17 protein-coding genes are annotated in these 21,623 nt (G+C 45.3%); 9 read left to right on the top strand and 8 right to left on the bottom strand.

The window, feature by feature from the left end; all coding sequences use genetic code 11:
* The first annotated feature begins 20 nt into the window (after positions 1 to 20).
* Entirely contained in the window at positions 21 to 479 is a 459-nt protein-coding gene (locus tag HGO26_RS09530) for a CC0125/CC1285 family lipoprotein (RefSeq protein WP_028761861.1), read from the top strand.
* A gap of 260 nt (positions 480 to 739) precedes the next feature.
* On the opposite strand, the gene HGO26_RS09525 is transcribed toward HGO26_RS09530, so the two are convergent.
* From HGO26_RS09525 to HGO26_RS09505, 5 genes are all read right to left on the bottom strand, one after another.
* Positions 740 to 2,032, bottom strand: coding sequence for an ATP-binding protein (locus tag HGO26_RS09525; protein ID WP_168824819.1), 1,293 nt, complete (start codon positions 2,030 to 2,032; stop codon positions 740 to 742).
* Positions 2,029 to 2,733 (bottom strand): response regulator, encoded by a 705-nt coding sequence (locus HGO26_RS09520; protein WP_105250123.1) that lies wholly within the window; start codon positions 2,731 to 2,733, stop codon positions 2,029 to 2,031. The genes HGO26_RS09525 and HGO26_RS09520 overlap by 4 nt, the downstream gene beginning before the upstream one ends.
* Before the next feature lies 1 nt (position 2,734).
* Positions 2,735 to 3,124 (bottom strand): DUF3019 domain-containing protein, encoded by a 390-nt coding sequence (locus HGO26_RS09515; protein ID WP_168824817.1) that lies wholly within the window; start codon positions 3,122 to 3,124, stop codon positions 2,735 to 2,737.
* Positions 3,125 to 3,133: 9 nt separating this feature from the next.
* Positions 3,134 to 3,973, bottom strand: coding sequence for a MipA/OmpV family protein (locus tag HGO26_RS09510; RefSeq protein WP_168825072.1), 840 nt, complete (start codon positions 3,971 to 3,973; stop codon positions 3,134 to 3,136).
* Between the two features lie 280 nt (positions 3,974 to 4,253).
* Complete coding sequence (locus tag HGO26_RS09505) at positions 4,254 to 5,954, bottom strand: methyl-accepting chemotaxis protein (RefSeq protein ID WP_168824815.1); 1,701 nt, start codon at positions 5,952 to 5,954, stop codon at positions 4,254 to 4,256.
* A gap of 346 nt (positions 5,955 to 6,300) precedes the next feature.
* Here HGO26_RS09505 and HGO26_RS09500 point away from each other — a divergent pair, with 346 nt between their 5' ends.
* The 4 genes from HGO26_RS09500 (at position 6,301) to HGO26_RS09485 (ending at position 10,753) form a co-directional block, all read left to right on the top strand.
* On the top strand, positions 6,301 to 7,638 hold the full coding sequence (locus tag HGO26_RS09500) for a cysteine desulfurase (protein WP_168824812.1): 1,338 nt from the start codon (positions 6,301 to 6,303) through the stop codon (positions 7,636 to 7,638).
* Between the two features lie 69 nt (positions 7,639 to 7,707).
* Positions 7,708 to 8,154: a SufE family protein gene (locus tag HGO26_RS09495; RefSeq protein WP_168824810.1), complete on the top strand. Its 447-nt coding sequence runs from the start codon at positions 7,708 to 7,710 to the stop codon at positions 8,152 to 8,154.
* Positions 8,155 to 8,330: 176 nt separating this feature from the next.
* A complete protein-coding gene (locus HGO26_RS09490) occupies positions 8,331 to 9,497 on the top strand; it encodes a membrane dipeptidase (protein WP_168824809.1) in 1,167 nt (388 codons plus the stop codon).
* Between the two features lie 83 nt (positions 9,498 to 9,580).
* On the top strand, positions 9,581 to 10,753 hold the full coding sequence (locus tag HGO26_RS09485) for an AAA family ATPase (RefSeq protein WP_168824807.1): 1,173 nt from the start codon (positions 9,581 to 9,583) through the stop codon (positions 10,751 to 10,753).
* Positions 10,754 to 10,766: 13 nt separating this feature from the next.
* Here the strand turns inward: HGO26_RS09485 and HGO26_RS09480 are convergent, their stop codons facing one another.
* The gene (locus HGO26_RS09480; protein ID WP_168824805.1) at positions 10,767 to 11,084 is read right to left on the bottom strand and encodes a cupin domain-containing protein; all 318 of its coding nucleotides are present in this window, start codon (positions 11,082 to 11,084) and stop codon (positions 10,767 to 10,769) included.
* Between the two features lie 180 nt (positions 11,085 to 11,264).
* On the opposite strand from HGO26_RS09480, the gene HGO26_RS09475 reads away from it, so the two are divergent.
* A complete protein-coding gene (locus HGO26_RS09475) occupies positions 11,265 to 13,664 on the top strand; it encodes a toxin-antitoxin system YwqK family antitoxin (protein ID WP_168824803.1) in 2,400 nt (799 codons plus the stop codon).
* A gap of 179 nt (positions 13,665 to 13,843) precedes the next feature.
* Here the strand turns inward: HGO26_RS09475 and HGO26_RS09470 are convergent, their stop codons facing one another.
* A complete protein-coding gene (locus tag HGO26_RS09470; RefSeq protein WP_105250128.1) occupies positions 13,844 to 14,218 on the bottom strand; it encodes a PH domain-containing protein in 375 nt (124 codons plus the stop codon).
* A 201-nt stretch (positions 14,219 to 14,419) separates the two neighbouring features.
* Positions 14,420 to 16,336 carry a peptidase U32 family protein gene (locus tag HGO26_RS09465; RefSeq protein ID WP_168824801.1) on the bottom strand — a complete coding sequence of 639 codons (1,917 nt, stop codon included), beginning with the start codon at positions 16,334 to 16,336 and terminating at the stop codon, positions 14,420 to 14,422.
* 203 nt (positions 16,337 to 16,539) lie between these two features.
* Here HGO26_RS09465 and rluA point away from each other — a divergent pair, with 203 nt between their 5' ends.
* The 3 genes from rluA to HGO26_RS09450 all read left to right on the top strand — a co-directional run bounded on the left by rluA (position 16,540) and on the right by HGO26_RS09450 (position 21,610).
* Complete coding sequence (rluA, locus tag HGO26_RS09460) at positions 16,540 to 17,217, top strand: bifunctional tRNA pseudouridine(32) synthase/23S rRNA pseudouridine(746) synthase RluA (protein ID WP_168824799.1); 678 nt, start codon at positions 16,540 to 16,542, stop codon at positions 17,215 to 17,217.
* 95 nt (positions 17,218 to 17,312) lie between these two features.
* A complete protein-coding gene (asnC, locus tag HGO26_RS09455) occupies positions 17,313 to 17,774 on the top strand; it encodes a transcriptional regulator AsnC (RefSeq protein ID WP_006080290.1) in 462 nt (153 codons plus the stop codon).
* Between the two features lie 206 nt (positions 17,775 to 17,980).
* Positions 17,981 to 21,610 (top strand): S8 family serine peptidase, encoded by a 3,630-nt coding sequence (locus tag HGO26_RS09450; RefSeq protein WP_168824797.1) that lies wholly within the window; start codon positions 17,981 to 17,983, stop codon positions 21,608 to 21,610.
* The last annotated feature ends 13 nt before the right edge of the window (positions 21,611 to 21,623 follow it).

The raw sequence follows: 21,623 nt of genomic DNA, 5'->3' as shown, positions 1-21,623 counted from the left end.
CAACCTGACGAGACAAGACCATGACACTTATCAGAAAAACGTTTTTATGTGCTGGATTAGCTCTGATGCTTTCAGCTTGTGCCACTTCCTACGATACCGAAAAGCAATTTTGGTCTTTCGGTAAAGGATTTGAAACCGCACAGATTGCACCCGATAGCTGGCAGATAAGCTTTGTTGGCAATACCAACACTGACCGCGCATTGGCCCGAAAGTACGTCATGCGTAAGTCAGCAGAGTTATGCAAACAAGCGGGTTATAACTACTTCACTTTTACTCACGAACAAACCGATCGTGATGCAATTGGCCAGTTTGGAGTAGGAGCGAGCGCGAGTAAGGATATCTTGTGGGGGAGTTCGACGATGAATCAAGAAACCTCTGTCATGGTCGAAGTCACAGGTTTACATAGCAAGCCAGAAAATGCGAGTTCCCGCATCTATGAAACAGATTACATACTTAACAATGTCAATGTGAAAAGTTAATTGCTCATCAAAAATGCACCAGTCTAGATTCTCGTTAGGTATCAAGGCTGGTGCGTTTTATTTATAAATCCCCCTGTTCTGCACCAATTCGTTAGGCACTCATTCGTATAGTGAGTTGAGTCATTCTGCCTCTATCTCTAAATCAACTCAGCAGATTAGATGACGCAGGTTTAGCCGCATTGCTCGCTTCAGCTCATGTTAAAGAAACAGACAAAAACGGCTAAAACCTCGCATTATACCAATCGTATTAAACCCCAACTTTAAACTTCAGCCTTGAATTTTAGTGACATGCGAGCCCCACCTAAGTCAGGAGCACGGCCAATACGTAATGGGGACCCCATCCAACAACCAATTCTATCGACAATCGCCAGACCCATGCCATGACCGGAATTTCCGCGGCTGTGCTGACCACGCACAAAAGGTTTAATCACTTGAGCAGATTCCTGTTCATCTATGCCAGGGCCATCATCGTCAACGTGTAACCACGCAATCCCATCTTCCGATGCCAACATCAACCGGATATTGGCACGGCCAAAACGCAGCGCATTACTGAGCAAGTTATTCACCTGCATTGACAAGTACTTAGGATCTGTTTTGATATTTAGCGGTATTGGGCAGGTGATGAGTTCCATTGAAAACCCTGAGTATACTTGGCCTTGATACTTTTCCAGCAACCAAGTATTAAGCTCAATAGGTTGCCAATCAGGTTGGATATTCGCCTCATCGAGGCGGGCATAGCTGAGCAGTGTCATGACCAACTCTTCCATAGTGTCCAGATCGCGGTTCAATCGCTGAAAATACTTCACCCTAAGTTGTTCGCTTTGGGTTTCTTCTAACGCCGCAATACCAAATCGCAGCCGCGCAATCGGAGTTTTTAAATCATGGGAAACTGCCCGACTAAGCAATTTATTGTCATCGATTAATTGCTGGATGCGATCTGCCATACGGTTGAATTCGCTTTCTATTGTGCCTATGTAGGACGCTTTACTGACCACAATTCGCTGCTGTAATTCTCCCATACCAAATGCTTGAGTCACCTTACTGAGATTAACCAGTTGGCGGATTAAAGGAGACACCCACACCAACAAAATCACCACCACACCGCCATAAAAAAGCATGGTATACAGCTTATTCGCGTTAAAACTCACATCGGCTGGCGTCACTATCTGGGTATTGATATTCAGCACCTGACCCGTTTTAGGCAATAAATAGTGCAAAGAGATGCCGTCATCGGACTCCAGCAATAATGATTCCCCTGAATAAAACTCTGTCTTTAGGGCTGAGGGTAAGACAAAATCTGCTTCATTCACCAAAGACAATTGATCTGCATTTCGCTGATTCCAGTTGTCTATAAACGCATTATTAGGGGCGGGATCGTTATCTAACGTTTGCGCCAGTGAACCGCCCAGCAGTTTTAATGCCGCGAGGTGAGTTGCTGGGCTAGGCGTTTCATTATCAGGATCAATAAGTGTTGCAAACTCACTTATCGACCAGCCTAGGCTGGCAATGGCCACCAGCACGACCAGCACCAGAGAAGTCATTAACTTCTTCATAAAGCTTGCTCTGCCTCATCGCGGCAAAACAAATATCCCTTGCCACGAATGGTTTTGACTTTATAGGGCTGACTCAACGCTTCCTGCAACTTCTTGCGTAAGCGCGATATGCGAATATCCACCGAGCGGTCTAGGCCATCGTATTCAATGCCCCGCAGTTGGGCCACCAATTCATTGCGACTCACTATCGTGCCCGCCTTCAATGCCAGCAGCCACAAAACATCAAACTCATTGGCATTCAAATCCAGCGGCTGTTTATCAATGGTGACTGACTTTGCCGTCGCATTTAACACTAAAGAATCAAACACTAATTGCTGCTTTTGCTCCTCATCACTCACTCGGCGTAACAGGGCCTTTATCCGCGCTAACAGCACCTGTGGTCGAATCGGCTTAGTGAGGTAATCATCAGCACCGGCATCTAACCCGCGGATTTCATCGCCGTCCTCAACGCAAGCCGTCATAAATAAAATGGGCCCAGTATAAAATGCCCTGGCCTCCTTACACACATCGAAGCCATTCTTAACGGGCATCATCACGTCGAGTAGCACTAAGTCAGGCATCTCATCGGCTATCATCTCTAAGGCAAAATCACCTTGGCTGGCCACTGTGACTCCGTAACCGTGATCCAGTAAATAATCACTGATCCACTCTGCCAGTGAGGTATCGTCCTCTACGACTAAGATATGCTTTGCAACTGACATATTAGAATAACCTCCAACCGGACTGACTCTGTTTAGGGGCCTTATAAACCCATGTCACGACCACTTTAACTTGCGCGAGCGGTTGCACATCATCATTACGGATAAGACTAAAAGTCGCCGTTTTATCCCCTTCAAAACTATATTGATATTCTTGCATAGCTTTGCCAGTCCAGCAGGTTAACTGGTGCTGACGGTCTGTCAGTATGAGGCAGTACTCGCCGCTCGCGGGTGTCTGCCATCGGAACAATACATCTTGATAGCAAGTTTGCCCTTTATGCAGTGCAATGCAGCGTTCTGGGGTTGCGGTAAAAATAACGGCATCATCCTGACTCCAAGCCAAAAAAGGCGCGCTCAGCATCACTACCGCTAACAATTGATAAAATCGGTTCATGCCCTCCTCCTAAAACACATAGCTAAGAGAAGCATTAAAATACGATGTATAACTCGCTTGATTGAAGGGACTGTCGGTCACTTCTTGGGATAACACATTGAAGCGGTACATGGCCCGAAAGACAAAATTTTCACTCAGCGGATAGGCAACCCCTAACTCCATGCCGTAACTGAAAGAGCTATCCGGCCGATACTCAGGAAAGCGTTCAGTGGCTTCTTCCTTACTGATCCCAAAAAGATGGCGATTCAAGGTGGCAGATGAGTAACCTACGCTCCCCAATACGTGAAAATTCCAATTACGAACCTGCCAGGACTTACCCAATCTGGCAGAACTCTGAATACCTTGATCATCATAATAATCAGATACTAACCTATACTGAAAAACATAGTTATCGCCCCAATAACGCGTAGCACGAAAACCGGCACCAACATAGAGAGAATCTTCCGATAGTAGATAGGCATTGCGGCCAGCTTCATCCAGCGTACTGGGATCCACATCAGGACGGGACCAAGAACCTTGTAAGTTAGCCAATAGCAGTTCTAATGACCAATCCTCTGAGCTCCAAAGATTAAACCCCAGATTAATGCCATCTTGAGATTGATGGATCATCTCAACAAACAGCCCTTTGTACTGGTACATGCCACTGACTAACAGCGACAACTGTGCAGAACCAGAATCCGTTTGCCGAACATCGACTTGATTAATCCCGTAAACACTCATGCCCAGCTCAAAATCACCGCCGTCAGCAAGGCGATTAGTTCCTCCAGTAACACTGCTCGCAATATCTGATGCTGCAGCGGTTCTAGGAAGAATGCTCAGCGTTAACACTAGAAGCCAAAGAATACGCATGCCCATTTAATTCACATTTTTAGTCGTTATTTAGCGCTACATATTACAACAGTTTGTTGCAAGTCACTGCACAACCAGTATCATTTTTACGGCAATAGTGTGTCGGATAACAAGAGAGACCTATATCCCAAACAACTTGAATCCTGCATCTTCAAATTATTTGGGGATATACTCACCTCACATTGAGTTAAGGTACAAATGAGGCTCAAGCTAAGATGAAGTAGCGCAGTTAAGTTAACCGCTGTCAGTCGTTGGCACACTGAATTATGGGCTAATGCATTTAAACAACTCGCACCTTAAACTGCTGCATCGTTTCCCTCAATGAATTCGCCTGCTTAGACAGTGACTCGCTGGCTTTAGCTGTTTCGTTAGCGCTGCTGAGTACCAACTCACCCGAATCACGAATCGCATTAATGCGCTCACTAATATCTTCGGCGGTCACGGCTTGCTCCTCACTAGCGGTCGCGACTTGAGTATTAGCCTGAGTCAGTTCAGTCAACGCATCTAAAATCTCAAATAAGTGTTGCTTGGCTTGATTAACGAGCAGTGATGACTCACTGATTTGCTTATCGTTATTGGCGAAGGATTCGACTGAGGATTTAGCATCTTTCACAAGTGTTTGGATAAGATCGCTGATCTCCTGCGTGGCCGTTTGACTGCGCGTTGCCAATGCCCGCACTTCTTCGGCAACGACAGCAAAACCACGACCTTGATCTCCCGCCCGCGCCGCTTCAATCGATGCATTCAAAGCTAATAAGTTCGTCTGCCCAGCTATCGCATCGACCACAGAAACAAAGTTGAGGATTTTCCCCGTACTCGCCTGAACCTGTTGAATAAGTTGATTCGAATACTGGGCGCTGGCAACCAACTGCTTCGATATTTTTTCGCTCGCATCGACAACCTCACAACTTTCTTTCACTTTATGCTCAGCTTGTCCCGCTGAATACGAAGCGGTTTCTGCACTACTCGCCACTTCAGTGATCGTTGCTGCCATTTGGGTCATAGAGGCGGCGACTTGGTCTGTGTTATCCTGCTGCCTCAACATAGCCTCACGATTATTCTCGGCCACCGCATTAAGCTCAGTCACCATAGAGGCAATTTCTTCACTTCGAGCAATCACTTGGCCAACAGTTTTACTTAAAGTCCACGCCATTTGATTCATACTGACGGTAAGTTCGCCTAATTCATCCTTGGAATCGACGTGTAACTCTTGGTTAAAGTTGCCCTTTTCCATCATGGCGGCAGAATTACGTAACCGATTGATAGATTTGACCATGTATTGACTGCAAACGATGCCAATCAATAATCCTATGACTAAAGACACTATCGAAATAATCGTTAAGCCATAAATCGCCCTGAGTTCTTCTTCCTCTGTTACAGAAACCGCAGTTTGGGTCATTTGCTCTAAACGCTCAACGAATTGCCTCAGCTCAGTATTAAACTCGTTTTGCGCAATCTCTAAAGATTCAACCCGCTTAGCCAAGGCTGCAGGTTCTTCTTTTTGCTGTATTCCAGTAATCACAGTGGCAAGCAGGGCTTCATAATTACCAAAACGTTGAATAATAGTGCCAATCTCTTGATTTAACTGCTGAGTTTTTTCATGTAATTGCGGATTTACAGCCTCTTTTAATGCCTCATTGAGCATAGACTGAGTCGAGAGTAACTCCTTGCTAATGTCTTCATTGTGCTTGATAACATCCGCAATAAAAGCCACTAAAATTTGCTGGCTCGATGCGGTTTCAATGTCCGCGGCACGAAACGCTTTTTCTAGAATGACAGAGCTTTCAAGCTGCTTAATGGTGACGTCAGTTGATAATCTCACTAACGGAAGATTCTCTTCTGCAATGGCTTGAATTTCCTCCGATACACGCTGCATCTTCAACAAACTAAATCCAGACAAAATCAAGATCAGCACTAACATCACCCCAACGAGGGCGATCATCTTATGTTTAATCCGTAAGTCTTTTAAAAGCTTCACCATAAAACTACTCTCCAGCAAACACTGACAACGAAGGACGTCCAATTTAGAATAGTCGGAGTTTTAACTTTAGGTGGATGAATTAAGCGTAAAGTATTAGCTGAATTTAAAAGAAAAACTTAAACATTAGAAAAATCGCATCATAGCTAAGCTCAATGATGCGTTAGAGTCTAAAACCGTTTAAGGCGTGCGAAATATCTATTAGGCAACAGTTTGAACAGACCTTAGTGAAATTAGGCATTCAATACCACTGTCCGATAACAACACCTCAACAAACCGCTAAGACTTGCATTCACATGGCAGATCACAGAAGATCCCATGGCCTTTTTCATTGCCCTTAGCCTCGCCCATGACTCAACCTGCATCACCTACGCCAAATACTGTGACTAACACAGCGACGAATACTGTTACCTCACATCCTTCGGCAAGTGCCTCTCCTGATGCCACAGCGGTTCTTTGTTCATTAGAAGCAGAGCAGCGCAATGCTAAAATTAGGTCACAATTCCCAGCGTTAAATCAAATGCTTGATGGTTATCCCCTATGTTATCTCGACACAGCAGCCACCAGCCAAAAGCCGCAAATGGTGTTAGATGCCATGGCGCAGTTTTACGCTAATGAAAATGCGAATGTACACCGTGCTGCACATCAGTTATCGGCGCGTTCGACCTTAAGCTATGAGAAAGTGCGCGATCAGTTGCAGCAATTTTTGAAGGCAAAACGCCGCGAAGAAATCATTTTTACACACGGCACCACAGAATCAATCAACTTAGTCGCCTTTGGGCTGACAGCCCAATTAAGCGCTGGCGATGTGATATTAATCGACGCCGCCGCTCACCACGCCAATATCGTGCCTTGGCAGGAACTGGCGAAACGCACAGGGGCAATCATTAAACCAATCCCGCTCTGTCAGGATTGCCGCTTAGATATCAACGCCTATAAAACCTTGCTCGAGTTAAAGCCTAAAATCGTCGCCCTGTGTCATGTTTCCAACGCACTAGGTACAGTCAATCCCGTGGCTCAGCTAGTGCAGTTAGCGAAAAAACAAGGTGCTATCACCTTAGTTGATGGTGCGCAGGCAGTGGCGCATTTAACGCTGGATGTGACTGAAATCGATTGTGATTTTTACGTCTTCTCTGGGCATAAAATGTATGGTCCCACTGGTGTTGGTGTGCTTTACGGCCGTTTCGACGCGTTAGATAATCTCGCGCCACTATTAACTGGCGGCGAGATGATTAAACGCGTGAGCTTTGAGGCGACAGAATTTGGCAACCTGCCGAATCGCTTAGAGGCGGGTACACCGCCGATTGCTGAAGTCATAGGTTTGGGCGCGGCCATTACATTTTTACAAACCGAGCTCATGCCGCAGGTTCAAGCTTATGAAGCAGAACTAGTTAACTATTTACAAAGCCAATTGCGCGCGCTCGGTGAAGTGCATTTATACGGCGCCTTTGATGACAATATCGGCGTCGTCGCGTTTAATCTTGCCAGTGAACATCACCAAGATGTAGGCATTTTGCTGGACCAACAAGGGGTTGCCGTTCGTTGTGGCCATCATTGTGCCATGCCATTAATGCAGAGCCTGAATCTTAAGGGCTGTTGCCGCGCCTCTATCGGTATCTACACCAATAAAGACGATATCGACCGCTTTATTGCCGCGTTAGCCTCGGTAAAAGACTTGCTGCTGTAATCCAGCATTTAGCCACTGCTCTACCCAACTCATACGATGCTCAAAATAAGTTAGACAGGATTTCACCCTATGACAGATTCAATCATGCCTATGCCAAATGAGGCCGATTTTCACTATTTAGTGCAAGATGCCGAAACCTTACTGGCGCGTTTTACCAATGCCCCTAACTGGCAGGAAAGATATCGCCAAATTATGTTGCTAGGGAAAGACTTACCAAGTTTAAGCCCTGAGCTTCGCATCGAGACCGCTCAAGTAAAAGGCTGCGAGAGTGATGCATGGATTTACCATCTAGAACAGGCTGGCAGGCACTATTATTTAGCCGACAGCGATGCCCGCATCGTTAAGGGATTGATTGGATTATTGCTTGGCGCCTGCCATGGTAAAAGCCGCGCTGAAATCCAAGCATTTGATCCTATAGCTTACTTCAAACAATTGGGCCTAGAAGGTCAGCTCAGCCCATCGCGCACCAACGGCCTTAACTCACTGGCAAAAGCAATGCTTGAAGCCACTCGATAATCATAACCCGAGGGTTTTCATTTACTGCGACAAGCAATAATTGAAACCACTCGGCAACAACAAATAATCACAACTCTTGCTCAGGGGCAAAGGCCAAAAAAGGGATTTAATCAAAGACTTCTACGCCCTAAAAAGGTATAAAGAAGTTACATTTGCGTTATTGATAGGAACCGAGCATGCCCATCAAGGCAGTCAATCACTACCGTCGTACACTCCTTAAAGGTCTTGGCGCAGCAACTCTGTTAAGTCCACTCGCCAGTTTACCTAGCTTTGCCGCCGCACAGAGGCGGATATATGTCGATGGTTTATCCTTCCTACCCGATGACTTAAGTGATGTAACCGCCGCTAAGCTCGATGCCTATCTTTGCGATATTTCGGCTATTGAGACCATAGAACAAGCCGATGGCACTCAAAACTACAAACGCACTTATAAAGCTTGCATGGAAAGCATTAAGCAGGCCGCTAAACGGGTAAGTGATCATCCCGATATTTTGTTGCAAGGCCTGAGGGGGCAAGATATTCAACGTGCACGCGACAGCCAACGCACTGCGGTATACTTTCAAATCCAAGGCGCAGATTGTGTCGAAGAAGACAGTGAAGCTAACCAGTGGGCGCGGGTAGATGAGTTTCATCAACAAGGGCTACGCGTACTGCAACTCACCCACCATTACGGCAATACCTTTGCCGGCGGCGCCTTAGATAATGATGCCAGTGGCGGACTCAATAAACCACTCACGGCCCACGGGCACGAACTTATCGCCAAACTCAATCACGCCAATATCTTGATCGATGTGAGTCACTCCAGCGCTAAAACCGCTTTAGATGTCGCAAAAATCACTAAATCACCCATAGTGCAAAGCCACGGCGCGGCGCGCGGCATAGTCAACCATGCCCGTTGTTCCCCCGATGAAGTGATCCGCGCCATCGGCGATAGCGGCGGCGTATTCGGCGTATTTATGATGAGTTTCTGGCTTACCAATAATGCCGTGCCCACGATTGATGATTATATTCGCCAACTGGAATACGTTATGCGTGTTGGTGGAGTGGACTGCGTGGCAATCGCGAATGACTTCCCGCTCCGAGGCCAAGAAAACCTACTGACACTCGGTAATGACAACGCCAAAGGCATTAAAGAATATCAAGAATGGTGGTACAGCCTGAGGGCGAAAGGCGTGCTAGGTTTTGATGCAGAACCAAGGCATGTCGTGATCCCCGAGCTGAATCATATCGATCGCATGAGCCGTATCGACGATGCCTTAGCCAAGGCACGCTTTAAATCTACTGACCGCGACCGTTTTATGGGTGGTAACTGGCAAAGAGTGCTCAACAAAGTGCTACTGTAAATGCCATTGTTTTATCGTCATGTTTAATTTACTTTGTCGATAAATTTACTGGCTTATCAGCTTGTTTCAGTCTTGGATATTCTATGCTGACCACACTCGCTATTTTCAATTATCGCTCTCTGCGTGAAATCGTCTTACCCCTAGGGCAACTCAATTTGATCACTGGGGCGAATGGCAGTGGTAAATCGAATCTATACAAGGCACTACGTTTACTCGCACAAACGGCGCAAGGCGGCGTTGTCAATGCTTTAGCCCAAGAAGGCGGACTCGACTCCAGCTTTTGGGCGGGACCAGAAAACCCCACCAAAAGTATGCTAGCGGGCGACACCGCCATTGAAGCCACCGTCAGGCAAGCGCCAAGACGCCTAAAGCTTGGATTTGCTGGCGAAGATTTTAGCTATCTTATTGAACTCGGTTTACCCAAACCCGACGCCACCACGCTGTTTGGCTTAGATCCACAAATCAAGCGCGAAGCCATTTGGAACGGGCCTAAGTATAGACCCTCAACTGTATTGGTTGAGCGCCGTGGTCCTATGGTGAAGAGTCGCAGTGCTGACGGACAAGGCTGGGTAACCTTAGGCGCACACCTGCAAACCGGCGACAGTATTTTTACCGAATTTGCCGATCCAGAGCGCAGCCCTGAAGTGCTAAAACTTCGCGATAGTATCCGCGCATGGCGTTTTTACGATCACTTCAGAACCGATGCAGAAGCGCCAGCCCGTCGTCCACAATTAGGTACAGCCACGCCAGTATTGCACCACGATGGGCGCGACCTTGCATCAGCAATTCAAACCATTTTTGAGATAGGTGATAAAGCGGCTTTTGATCATGCGGTGAGCGATGCTTTTCCCGGTGCTAAAGTTCGCATTGAACCCCAAGCGGGCGGTATTTTAGTACTCGCATTTCATCAAAATGGCTTATTAAGGCCACTCAATGCCAGTGAATTGTCGGATGGCACCTTGCGTTATTTGCTATTAATTGCCGCCCTACTCACCCCAAGGCCGCCAGAGCTTATGGTGCTAAACGAACCAGAAACTAGCCTACATCCCGACTTATTACCTGCGCTTGCACGCTTAATCGCTAAGGTATCGGAAGAGTGCCAGTTGTGGGTGGTTTCCCATGCTAATCGGCTTATCAATGCCTTAAGCCAATTTGAACACTGCAATACCTTGGCCTTAGACAAAACCTTAGGCCAAACGCAGATCCAAGGCCAAGACTTACTCAATACGCCCAGTTGGCTATGGCAGAATCGTTAACCTATAGCCTTAATCAATCGTAAAATACCGCGAGCCATAGGGTTTCTGAACTTATAGAAGTCGAAGCGACTCGATGTTTTTGATGGGGCGGAATCGTTAAGTAATCTCCAGGGGTTAGCGTAACGGGTTCACCTTGTTCAAATTCAAGCGTCGCCTCGCCTTTGAGCAGCATCACCCATTCATGTTGAGTTTGATCGTACCATTGACCTTCGGGCGTAGATTGCCCATTGGAAACGATGCGCTCAATGGTCACAGTGTTATTGCCCGCCAGTTTTTCAAACACTTCGGCCGATAAATCTGTGGGTAATTTTGCAAAAAAGTTATCAAGCATTTTGTCTTTATTCCTCTGCTTTTATTAATGTGCCACTCTGATTAAACGGTATTTTGAGCAATCAAGCATTGAGAAACGAATCCATAAACCGCTATGATATGCGCACAGAAATACTCAGTTGCCATGAGTATCCCTCAGATAAGCCTATCGTTTTACATATGGATATGGAGATTTCCCCCAATGTCGTTGTTTCGCGCACTCAAAGCCAAGTTATTTCCCTCAAACCAAACTAGCCGCGATCCAAAAGACATTCATCTTCAAACTGAATCACAAACACTCAGCAAAGAACAAGATTTAACGCAGGAGCCGTCAGTCGCTGCACCGCTATTCCAGCGCTACTTCAGCTTAAAAATCCATGCGACAAAGGCAGACGCAACTTCTTGCGAAGAAAATGCCGACCACGGCTTAACTCTCTATCAGTATGATACGCCTCAAGTCATAGAACTCTTGGGCTGGGAAAACGCCAATGAATGCTGCGACTTCCACCATACCGAATTCGACCGCCTCGAAATCAGCAATCAATTCCCTTTCCCCGAGCAGCACTTTTGGCTAGACAAGGTAAAAGTGTGCAGTATCACCCCCAAAAAGAACAGCCAAATAAAGGCGTTGTGGCAAGTTGAGCTTAACAATCTCGATGCATTATTGATAAGCCACTTTACCCTCGATGCAGACAATATAGTGCAAGGCGATATTCAAGATTACGCCAGCCTAACAGGCCAACTGCACCGCATTTTTCACCAACTCAATACTGAAGAAGGTGCAGGTATACTTAGAATCATCACCCAAAGCCCAGGACTTACCCAAGCCGTCGATTCAAACTATTTTGGCGAACGTAATGGCGTGACCCGCCAATTCAATGCCCTAGGTACCCTGTTATTTGAAGGTAACTTTATTCATGATCAGCAACTTGGAACACAAACGTGGTACGACCATGAGGGCAAGATCAATCAAATAGAAGATCGCCATCCCCAAGGTCAATTTATTCAATACTTTTATGGCAATGGTCAGCTTAAAGAAACCGCCGAACAAGATAGCAATGGCTATTATATCAATACATTAACTCGCTACTATGAATCTGGAAAAATACAGCTGATCCGGCCCTTAGTGCAAGATGTTATCCACGGAATTGAAAAACAATATTACCTTGATGGTTCACTAGAAGCTGAAAGATATTACAACCAAGGCTATGAATATGAAGCCGTTTGGTATCATCCCAATGGAGCGATTAAACAAAAAGTGTTTAATGATGTGACGGGCAAAGTCATTGAAGAGTTTTACGACTCAGGTAAGCCTGCATGGCGTGAACCCTTCAATACCGAAGGCCAATTACATGGCGAACATGTAAAATGGTATCCCAATGGTCAACTTGAAGAAAAAATCTATTTTGAGAATGGTAAAGAACGAGGCATGGCCCTTTGGTATCATGACAATGGTCAACTCGCCCTTGAGATCTATCTTGAAAATGGACTCAGAGAAGGTCTATTTAGAAGCTATTATAAAAGTGGCGTGCTTTCGGCCGAAGGCCAATATAAAAATAACCTCTCGGTAGCCCCTTTTATTGAATTCCACGAAAACCAGCAAATTCAGATGTACTTACCGCACACACAGGGCAACCGTGATGGCACTGCTCGCTGGTTTTATGAAGATGGCACGATACGTACAATTTCTGAATATGAAGTTCGTGATGGCCAAGGCTACCTCAAAGAGTCCAGCTTTTATAATAACAAAGGGATCCTCGAATCCTACCAGAGTCACTCGAATACCCGCTGCGGCTATAATCTTGATAATAATCAAAGGGAATACTATCAAGAAGGTATTGCCGATACTCGCATCGAATACTATGAAGATGGCGCCATTCGCTGGTTACTCACCCGTACGCAAGGGGATTTATTTAGCTCTAAATCCTTATCCCCTCAAGGTTTAATTTTAGAAACTGGCACAATCCAAATTACTAATGGTCGTTACCTCGATATCGGCCATTGGCAACGTTTTACGCCCCAAGGAAAAGTGTACCGCGAAGCCTGGCTAGATGAACAAGGCCAACTGATAGAAAGCCGTCACTACTTTGATTTTCATGAAAATATAGCAACTCAGGAAGATGAAGAACCTGAATGGGATAGCCCAGAAAATCCTAGTTATGATTATGATGAAGACGATGCTGATGGGCAAAGTAACGGACCAAATAACCGTACGGATAACAGCGAACATCATGCTAGCAATAGTAGAAATAACGCATATTTATCTCGTCAGAAGTATCACGCACCCAATGGCAATACCACGACAAAACAGCGAGAAGATAAAACAATAGCAGTAGATGTCGCCGCTCACACCGAAGAACCCATATTGGCTTATCATTTAAAATTTGATGATGAAAGCAAACTTTATGCAATGAAACGCTATCATCCCAATCGCCAGATTGCCGAAGAAGGTAATTTACAAATTCAGGGACAAGAGCAATTCTGGGTCGGCATCCACAATCAATACGATGAGCAAGGCAAACTCAAGCTTTCCGAAACCTATACTATGGCGGGCGAACCGATAGAGCACTCCACTAGCACAAGTAGGATAGTGTTAAATTAATCAAGCAGATTTGAATCACACTAGATCGCGAGGATAGGTAAGCCCTGATAAAACTTGGCTTACCTTACTCACATTAACCGTCTGCTTGCGATAACAATTCCAAGCTTGATAGCACTAAATGAATCTAAGTCGCAGCACTAAAACTTAGGCCACGGCACTAAAACTAAAGTCCAAAAAAACTAAAGTGCAAAAGTGGCAATCGTCTTTTGAATACCCACAACATCCGTGCCACGCTTGAGTTCTTTGACTAAAGGTTCACTCTGACCTGAGATCCAAATTTTAAGCTCGGCATCCATATCAAAATGCCCTGTCGTTTCCACTTCAAAATGGGTAATAGATTTATAAGGTATTGAATGGTAAGTAACCTTCTTACCTGTAAGTCCCTGCTTATCAATTAAGATCAGGCGTTTATTGGTGAAAATAAACAAATCACGGATCACTTTGTAGGCGAGTTTTAATTCTTCTTGAATGCCCATGATAGGCCTTAATTCCTCGGCTAATTCCTGTAAATCAACCTCAGCAGCATTACCGAGTAAACCGTCTAACAATCCCATTTTAACATCCCTTATTATTGATATTATTTTCAATAAGATATCTGCTCATTACCGCATGTGCAATATAAGGCTTTGATGAAAATATGAGAGTGGCAATGGTGAGGGCAACATCAATGAGAGGTAGGCTGTTGTAGGCGCGCAGATGCAAGCTGAATAGGAGCTAGGAGCATTGCACTCGGGCAATGCTCCTAATGACAAATGTTAAAGGTGTTTCTGGCCTCGCACTTGACGGTTTTCACCGACCACCATCATTTCGCATTTAGGACAGTCAAAGACCAGCTTGAGCACATCGTTACCGATTTCAAGCACCATAGGATCGGCCTTGATACCTGGTACTTCCTTCGGACACAGATTGAAGTTAAAGCGTAGGCAATGCTTAGTGATCATCAATGGCACATCTTCGGTAACGCCATTTTTCTCATAGGTATCTTGAATTTCAATCACGCCGTGGCGTTGATAAAAATCCTTGGCCTTTTCGTTGGCAACGTTGCCTAAGTAACTCAAATGCTTGACGGGATAGACTGCATCTTGATTATGCTTCCACGGCAGTGGACGCACATAGCCTTGCACACGGGCAGCCTCTAAGGCGGCCACACCATCACGGCGCAGACCATTTAACACTGATGCGGGCAAGAACCAAGCTTGGGCCGTATCGATACTGATGCTACGGGCAACAAAGTCGGTACTGCCTAGCTTACCCAGTTGAGTACGGGTATTTTGTAAGGTCTTATCGACATCAGTCGCAGGCGTCTTCTCGACCACTAAATTCACTGTGGCTGTAAGGCCATAGATATCCGTCAATGTCAGTGCCAGTCCTTCTTGGGTGTCGCTCAACCGTAAATCGACGCCGATAATCCGCTTAGAAGATTCTTTCGATAACAGGGCTTCGAAGGCTTGGTTATGGTTACGATATAAAGTCATGCCAACCTTTAAATCCTTTGGCACCTGCAATATATGCAGTTTTAACCCTTCGGCGCGGTTAACCCGCAGGCCTTGCAGCTTGTCATCGGATTGTTTTGCCATAGCAAAATTCGCGGGGAAAAACGCTAAGCCATCGCCGTTATTAAACTCATGGGTCGAACTCACTTGGATAAAGTCTTTACCTATGCTGACCACTTTACCGACTTCTTCGCCTATGTATTTGGGCGAGCGAAAATCTTTAATTCCTTGGCTACGTTCGTTAACAAAGTAATCTGTACTGCCACGGTTAAAGGTCTTTTCAGGATCAGGGGTAAAACTATGTTCGCAGCGGCCGTGGGATGAAGCCTTAAACTCAGGGCGACGCGCCATAATCGCATCCAGCTTTTGGCGATAATGCGCGGTGACGTTTTTAACGTAACTTAAATCCTTTAAGCGACCTTCAATCTTAAACGAGCGAATGCCCGCATCAATGAGCGCTTCGAGGTTTTCAGTTTGGTTATTGTCTTTTAAAGACAATAAGTGTTCATTCTGCGCTAATACATCCCCTTGACGTGTTTTAAGATTCCCCGGCAGGCGGCACATTTGCGAGCATTCACCGCGGTTAGCACTGCGGTTACTAAAGGAATGACTCAAGTTACACAAACCACTGTAAGCCACACACAAAGCACCGTGGATAAAGAATTCGAGTTGCATATTGGTATGCGCGGCGACATCACGGATTTGGCTTAAGCCCAATTCACGGGCGAGCACCACCTGAGAAAAACCAACTTGCTCTAAAAACGCCACTTTTTCTGGACTGCGGTTATCCATTTGGGTACTGGCATGCAGGGCAATCGGCGGCAAATTGAGCTGTAATACGCCCATGTCCTGCACAATCAGCGCGTCAGCTCCCGCTTCGTACAATTGCCAAATAAGTTTTTCGGCGTCGGCCAGTTCGTTATCCATCAAAATGGTATTGAGGGCGACGAATACCTGAGCATGATATTGATGAGCATAAGTACACAGGCGCGCGATATCTTCAACACTGTTACCCGCCGTTGCCCGCGCACCAAATGCAGGACCACCTATGTATACCGCATCGGCACCATGGCGTATGGCTTCGATACCGTAGTCAGCATTTTTTGCAGGCGCCAATAACTCAAGACGGTTATGGACGTGAGAAAGATTCTCGGGAGTGTATATCTCTGGCTGGCTCATGGCTTCACAGACTCAAAATGATCATTAACGAAAAGGACGGGAGTATAACAAAAACTCAAATACAGCTCTATCAGCAAATCATCAACTAATCCGCTTTACTTTTGTCAGCAAGGATAATGACACAGCCGATCTTTAGGCCTCACACTTGCGCCCTCAAGCCGAGCAGAGTATCTTTGCCCCGCATTGACGAATAGGCACTATTTATGACTGATTTTATTTACCAACCACCGACCACTCCTTGGCTAGATATTCTTTATCAAGATAAAGACATTATCGTCATCAACAAACCTTCAGGATTGTTATCTGTGCCCGGTCGCGACCCCGCCCATTACGACAGTGTCTATGCCCGGGTAAAAGCAGAGCATCCCCATTGTCAAATCGTCCATCGCCTCGATATGGCGACCTCTGGCTTGATCGTTGTCGCCCTTATTCGTAGCGCCGAGCGGGAATTAAAACGTCAGTTCCACGATAGAGAAACCAGCAAAACCTATTATGCAAGGGTTGCAGGCCATGTCAAAAATGACACTGGCAGCGTTGATTATCCACTGATCTGCGACTGGCCAAATCGCCCTAAACAGAAAGTCGATCATCTTGTTGGCAAACCGTCTTTGACTCACTACCAAGTAATGAGCCGCGCCAAACGCTCAACGCTGGTTAAACTGACGCCAATCACAGGCCGCTCACACCAATTACGGGTGCATATGATGGCGCTAGGTCATCCGATCTTAGGCGATGGTTTTTATGCCGACTCACTGGCAAAATCCTTAGCGCCTCGACTATTACTACATGCAGCAGAGCTCACCATCAAACATCCCTACTCAGGTGTCAGTATGACTTTTAGCGCAAAAGTCCCTTTTTGTGAGCCTTTGGGTGAACAATGATCACTAAAATCAAATAATACGGGCAAAATCGGTAGCAATTCCCCATAAAAAAACGTAACTTTATGACAATTCACTACGTTATAGAGAGTTTATTTATGGATACCGCATTTCAGCGCGATCAACTCGATAATCATATCCTCGAAGCCCTAATGCAGGATGCCCGCACACCCTTTGCCGAACTCGCTAAACGCTTTAGCGTTAGCGCGGGCACTATCCATGTTCGGGTAGAAAAAATGAAGCAAGCGGGGATCATTACAGGTGCGCAAATCACGGTAAACCCTAAAGCCCTAGGCTATGACGTTTGCTGTTTTATCGGTATCAACCTTAAAAGCGCTGGCGATTACCCCGCCGCTATCGCCAAACTCAACGCTCTCGAAGAAGTCGTCGAAGCCTATTACACCACAGGCAACTACAGCATTTTCGTAAAGGTCATGTGCCAATCCATCGACGGCTTACAACACGTGCTCATCAATCGCATTCAATCTATCGATGAAATCCAGTCGACGGAAACCTTGATCAGCCTACAAAACCCAATCGTCAGAGCGGTTAAGCCTTAAACAGGAAAAACAGCAAATACTTGCAAACAACATAACAAACCTCAAAGTGTGATTAACATCTTTTTTACTGCAAAAGTGTTAACCATACGATATATTTGTGTTACAACTTCATTGCTGCCGCCAAAGAGCGCAGCATAAACTATAACAATTCAGCTACAAGCACATTTAGTAAAGTGCTGAAAGCATTAATTGACAAGGAAGAAGTTGTGAAGACAAAACTATCGATCGCTATCTCTGCTGCACTACTCTCAAGCGCAGCTATTGCTGACACTGCAACCAAGTACAACACTACTAACCAAGCGACAGATCAGTACGCTGGCATCAGTGTTACAAAAAATGGAAGTAATGAGCAAAAACAAGCTGTTGCTTGGATGATAAAACTTAAAGCTCCTTCTGTTGCTCAACAAAGCCAATTAAAGGGTTTTAATCGACAATCGGTCATGAGCAATATCGAAAGTTCACAATCAAAAGTTAAAAATGCTATTCAGAACATGGATGCTGATATTAAGATTGTCGCAACCACCTCAAAATTAGTTAATTCCATTGTCGTTCAAGGTGATCATAAAAAACTCGCTGCTTTACTGAAAAATGCTGAAGTTGCCGACATTTTACCTATATACGACTATAAACTCGATGTTGCAGCAAGTGCGGAGTACATCAAAGCAAAAGCTATTATCGAAGCTGGTGTAGCCTCTGGTAAAGGTCAGCGTGTTGCTGTACTTGACACTGGCGTCGATTACACTCACAAAGCTCTAGGTGGTTCAGGCTTAGTTGCTGACTATAAAGCAGCTGTTGCTGCCAAAAGTGAAACACCAAACTGGCCTCAGGGCAAAGTAATTGGTGGTTGGGACTTCGTTAACAACGATCCAAATCCAATTGATGTCACAACGAACCACGGAACCCATGTGAGTCATTCAGTAGTTGGCACGGCGCCTGATGTAGAACTACTCGTGTACTCAGTATGTAACTCAGGCTGTTCGGGTATCGCCCAGTTAAATGCATTAGAAGCATCAATGGATCCTAATGATGATGGTGATATCACTGACCGTGTTGACACTGTTAACATGTCATTAGGCGGTGACTTTGGTGATACCGATGGTGGCGCAGTTCAAGTCTTAATTGATGAAATGGTAAAACTTGGGGTAAACCTGGTTATCTCTGCAGGTAATGATGGCTCAACACCTTTCGTGGTTGGCGGCCCAAGTACCACTAATAGTGCTTTATCAGTAGGCGCTATGACACACCCAACAACTAAAGCTGGCAAAATTGATGCAATGCTAGTTGGAGAGTCAATTACTGCTATTGGTGCAGGGTTTAATAAATCAAATACATACAGCTTCACGAATGCAACTGCACCAATAATTTACCCTGCAACTAACAAAAATGGTTGTGTTGCTTACACTGAAGACTTAACTGGTAAAACGGTACTGATTGATCGTGGAGTTTGTGGCTTCGCTGTTAAAGTTCTAAATGCGCAGTTAAAAGGTGCTTCATTTGTCATAGTGACAAACAACGCGGCCAACACAGCTCCAATTGTTATGGGAGGTGAAGACAACAGCATAACAATTCCATCTGTGATGATTTCAAAGGAAGATGGTGATGCAATTAAAACGGCGCTCGCGGCAGGTAACGTAGCGTTCAGCGTGTCATCTACTGAAGTCACGACGGCAGGAGCAATTGCAACCTTTACTTCACGTGGTCCTTCAATTGCAGGCACTTTAAAGCCGGAGATTACCGCTCCTGGTACTGACATATTAACTGCTCACCCAGGTTTAGGAGAAGGATTAACTCCAATAAGCGGTACCTCATTCTCAAGTCCAATCACAGCTGGTGCAATTAGTATCATTCGTGAGGCATTGCCACATCGCAACGCGTTTGAAATTAAAGCCACAATGATGAACGCGGCAAACTTAGACGTAACGCTAGAGCCAAAAGAAATAAACCCAGACACTGAATTGGCACCAATCAGTTATATTGGTTCTGGATTGGTCAATGTAGAAAAAGCCATTAACCTTCCTGTAGCAGCTTGGAATAAAGAAACTAAACAAGCGGCTTTAGCATTTGGCTTATTGGCTCTCAACAAAACAACTTCAATTACTAAAACGGTTTCTGTTAAGAACTTCTCGACAGCAGAAAAAACCTACACACTAAAAGTCGACCAACGTTTCCAGAATGACTTAGATTCTGGAGCACTAAGTTTTGCAGTACCTGCAAGCGTAACGATTCCAGCAGGACAAACTGTCGACTTTGACGTTACAGCCACAATAGATCCAACAAAACTGCCAGAATGGACTCTTACATCATCCTATGAGCTTGATGGGACTGCTGCAGATGCTTCTACTGCATTAACATTGTCAGAATACGATGGTGCGATCCAATTTATGGATGGCGAAGAAAAAGCACTACATTTGGTTTATCATATTCTGCCAAAAGCAGCGGCCGCAATTTCAGTTGCAACAGAAACCACTGCCGATGGCATAGTGCGCACACTCACCAACGTAGGCGCAACTTCAATTACCGATCCATTTACGGCTCCACTTATTGCAACTAGCCCTGTTGATAATACAAAACGTCATGACTTGCTCAATGCATCGAGTGAACTGTTATTAAGCAGCTCATGTGATGCGGGTATTGCGATATATAACACGCTACAAATGCGCGATCCTATTATCCATCCTCTAGCGGGTAACTATTCAGTCGATTATGATCTTAACAATGATGGAGTTTGGGATTACACAGCAGCAACGGCGAACTTAAACTGGTTCAATGAAGCATATCCAAGATCTATCTATGGTTTAGTTTCTAAATATGGTACTTCGTCTGGAACATTAGAACCTGTATTCCACGTGACTGGTAATGACTTCCTAACGAGTAAAGCCTGTTTTGAAGATTTAGGCTTAACTCAAGCGGATTTAGGTAAGACTATAAAGGTTCGCTTCCGCGTTGAGGATAGTGACTGGGCTCCAATTCCATCGGGTGATGAAGACAGCGTGGTGGAAACACTGAGGCTTGATGGTTCAGGAACTTCTGCAATGCTAGTTGATACACAAGGCAATGAAGTTACTGAACTAAAACCAGGAGAAAGTGCCACTTTAGAAACTCAAGTTGGCGATAATGCAATAGGCTTTATGTTCCTGTCTGATTCTGGTTCTATGTCCGTTGTTGCTAATACTTCTGACGAAGGTAACTCTGCTCCAACAGTAGCCGACGTGATGCTTTCAGTAGATAAAGGTGCTGCAGCAGGAACTGTGTTAGGTAAATTAACGGCAACAGATCCAGACATGATCACAAGTCCATTCTCCGAGTTTGTCACACTGAACTCTAATAGCAGCATGGTCGTTGTCGATAAAGATGGAACAGTGCATTTAAGTACTGATGCTGTAATTAATCAACAGAGCACGACAATGGAAGTTGAAGTTATTGCACTAGATACTATGGGTAATGCTTCAGCGCCAGCAAAAGTCACTGTCATGGTTAATAATACCAAACCAACCGTTGCACCTACGGGCATGGCAAGTACTGAAGGGTTTGTTGTCACAGCTAAGGCCAATGCTAAAGATGCAGATAAAGACACCCTAACCTATAATTGGGTACAAACAAGTGGAATTAAAGTCACATTTACTAATGGTGGAGACAGCATAAACTTCTCTGCTCCTAGCGGTGACCATGTTCTTACTTTCTCTGTTACAGCCTCTGATGGCAAACTTGAAAGTGATCCCGGTACAGCAACCATCACAGTTAATGCTAAGAAAGCAGAATCTTCAGGTGGCGGTGCTCTAGGTTGGCTAACCGCCTTATTGTTACCACTGGCGGCAATGCGTCGTCGTATGAAGTAACGAGTTGTTGACA

Origin of the sequence: Shewanella oncorhynchi, from assembly GCF_012584455.1 — a bacterium.
Taxonomy (GTDB): Bacteria; Pseudomonadota; Gammaproteobacteria; order Enterobacterales; family Shewanellaceae; genus Shewanella; species Shewanella oncorhynchi.
This window is presented reverse-complemented; position numbering and strand designations above follow the sequence as displayed.

What these genes read in the sequence shown, in the direction of transcription:
- HGO26_RS09530 (WP_028761861.1), top strand. Translation starts at nt 21, where the DNA reads ATGACACTTATCAGAAAAACGTTTTTATGTGCTGGATTAGCTCTGATG.
- HGO26_RS09525 (WP_168824819.1), bottom strand. Translation starts at nt 2,032, where the DNA reads ATGAAGAAGTTAATGACTTCTCTGGTGCTGGTCGTGCTGGTGGCCATT.
- HGO26_RS09520 (WP_105250123.1), bottom strand. Translation starts at nt 2,733, where the DNA reads ATGTCAGTTGCAAAGCATATCTTAGTCGTAGAGGACGATACCTCACTG.
- HGO26_RS09515 (WP_168824817.1), bottom strand. Translation starts at nt 3,124, where the DNA reads ATGAACCGATTTTATCAATTGTTAGCGGTAGTGATGCTGAGCGCGCCT.
- HGO26_RS09510 (WP_168825072.1), bottom strand. Translation starts at nt 3,973, where the DNA reads ATGCGTATTCTTTGGCTTCTAGTGTTAACGCTGAGCATTCTTCCTAGA.
- HGO26_RS09505 (WP_168824815.1), bottom strand. Translation starts at nt 5,954, where the DNA reads ATGGTGAAGCTTTTAAAAGACTTACGGATTAAACATAAGATGATCGCC.
- HGO26_RS09500 (WP_168824812.1), top strand. Translation starts at nt 6,301, where the DNA reads ATGACTCAACCTGCATCACCTACGCCAAATACTGTGACTAACACAGCG.
- HGO26_RS09495 (WP_168824810.1), top strand. Translation starts at nt 7,708, where the DNA reads ATGACAGATTCAATCATGCCTATGCCAAATGAGGCCGATTTTCACTAT.
- HGO26_RS09490 (WP_168824809.1), top strand. Translation starts at nt 8,331, where the DNA reads ATGCCCATCAAGGCAGTCAATCACTACCGTCGTACACTCCTTAAAGGT.
- HGO26_RS09485 (WP_168824807.1), top strand. Translation starts at nt 9,581, where the DNA reads ATGCTGACCACACTCGCTATTTTCAATTATCGCTCTCTGCGTGAAATC.
- HGO26_RS09480 (WP_168824805.1), bottom strand. Translation starts at nt 11,084, where the DNA reads ATGCTTGATAACTTTTTTGCAAAATTACCCACAGATTTATCGGCCGAA.
- HGO26_RS09475 (WP_168824803.1), top strand. Translation starts at nt 11,265, where the DNA reads ATGTCGTTGTTTCGCGCACTCAAAGCCAAGTTATTTCCCTCAAACCAA.
- HGO26_RS09470 (WP_105250128.1), bottom strand. Translation starts at nt 14,218, where the DNA reads ATGGGATTGTTAGACGGTTTACTCGGTAATGCTGCTGAGGTTGATTTA.
- HGO26_RS09465 (WP_168824801.1), bottom strand. Translation starts at nt 16,336, where the DNA reads ATGAGCCAGCCAGAGATATACACTCCCGAGAATCTTTCTCACGTCCAT.
- rluA (WP_168824799.1), top strand. Translation starts at nt 16,540, where the DNA reads ATGACTGATTTTATTTACCAACCACCGACCACTCCTTGGCTAGATATT.
- asnC (WP_006080290.1), top strand. Translation starts at nt 17,313, where the DNA reads ATGGATACCGCATTTCAGCGCGATCAACTCGATAATCATATCCTCGAA.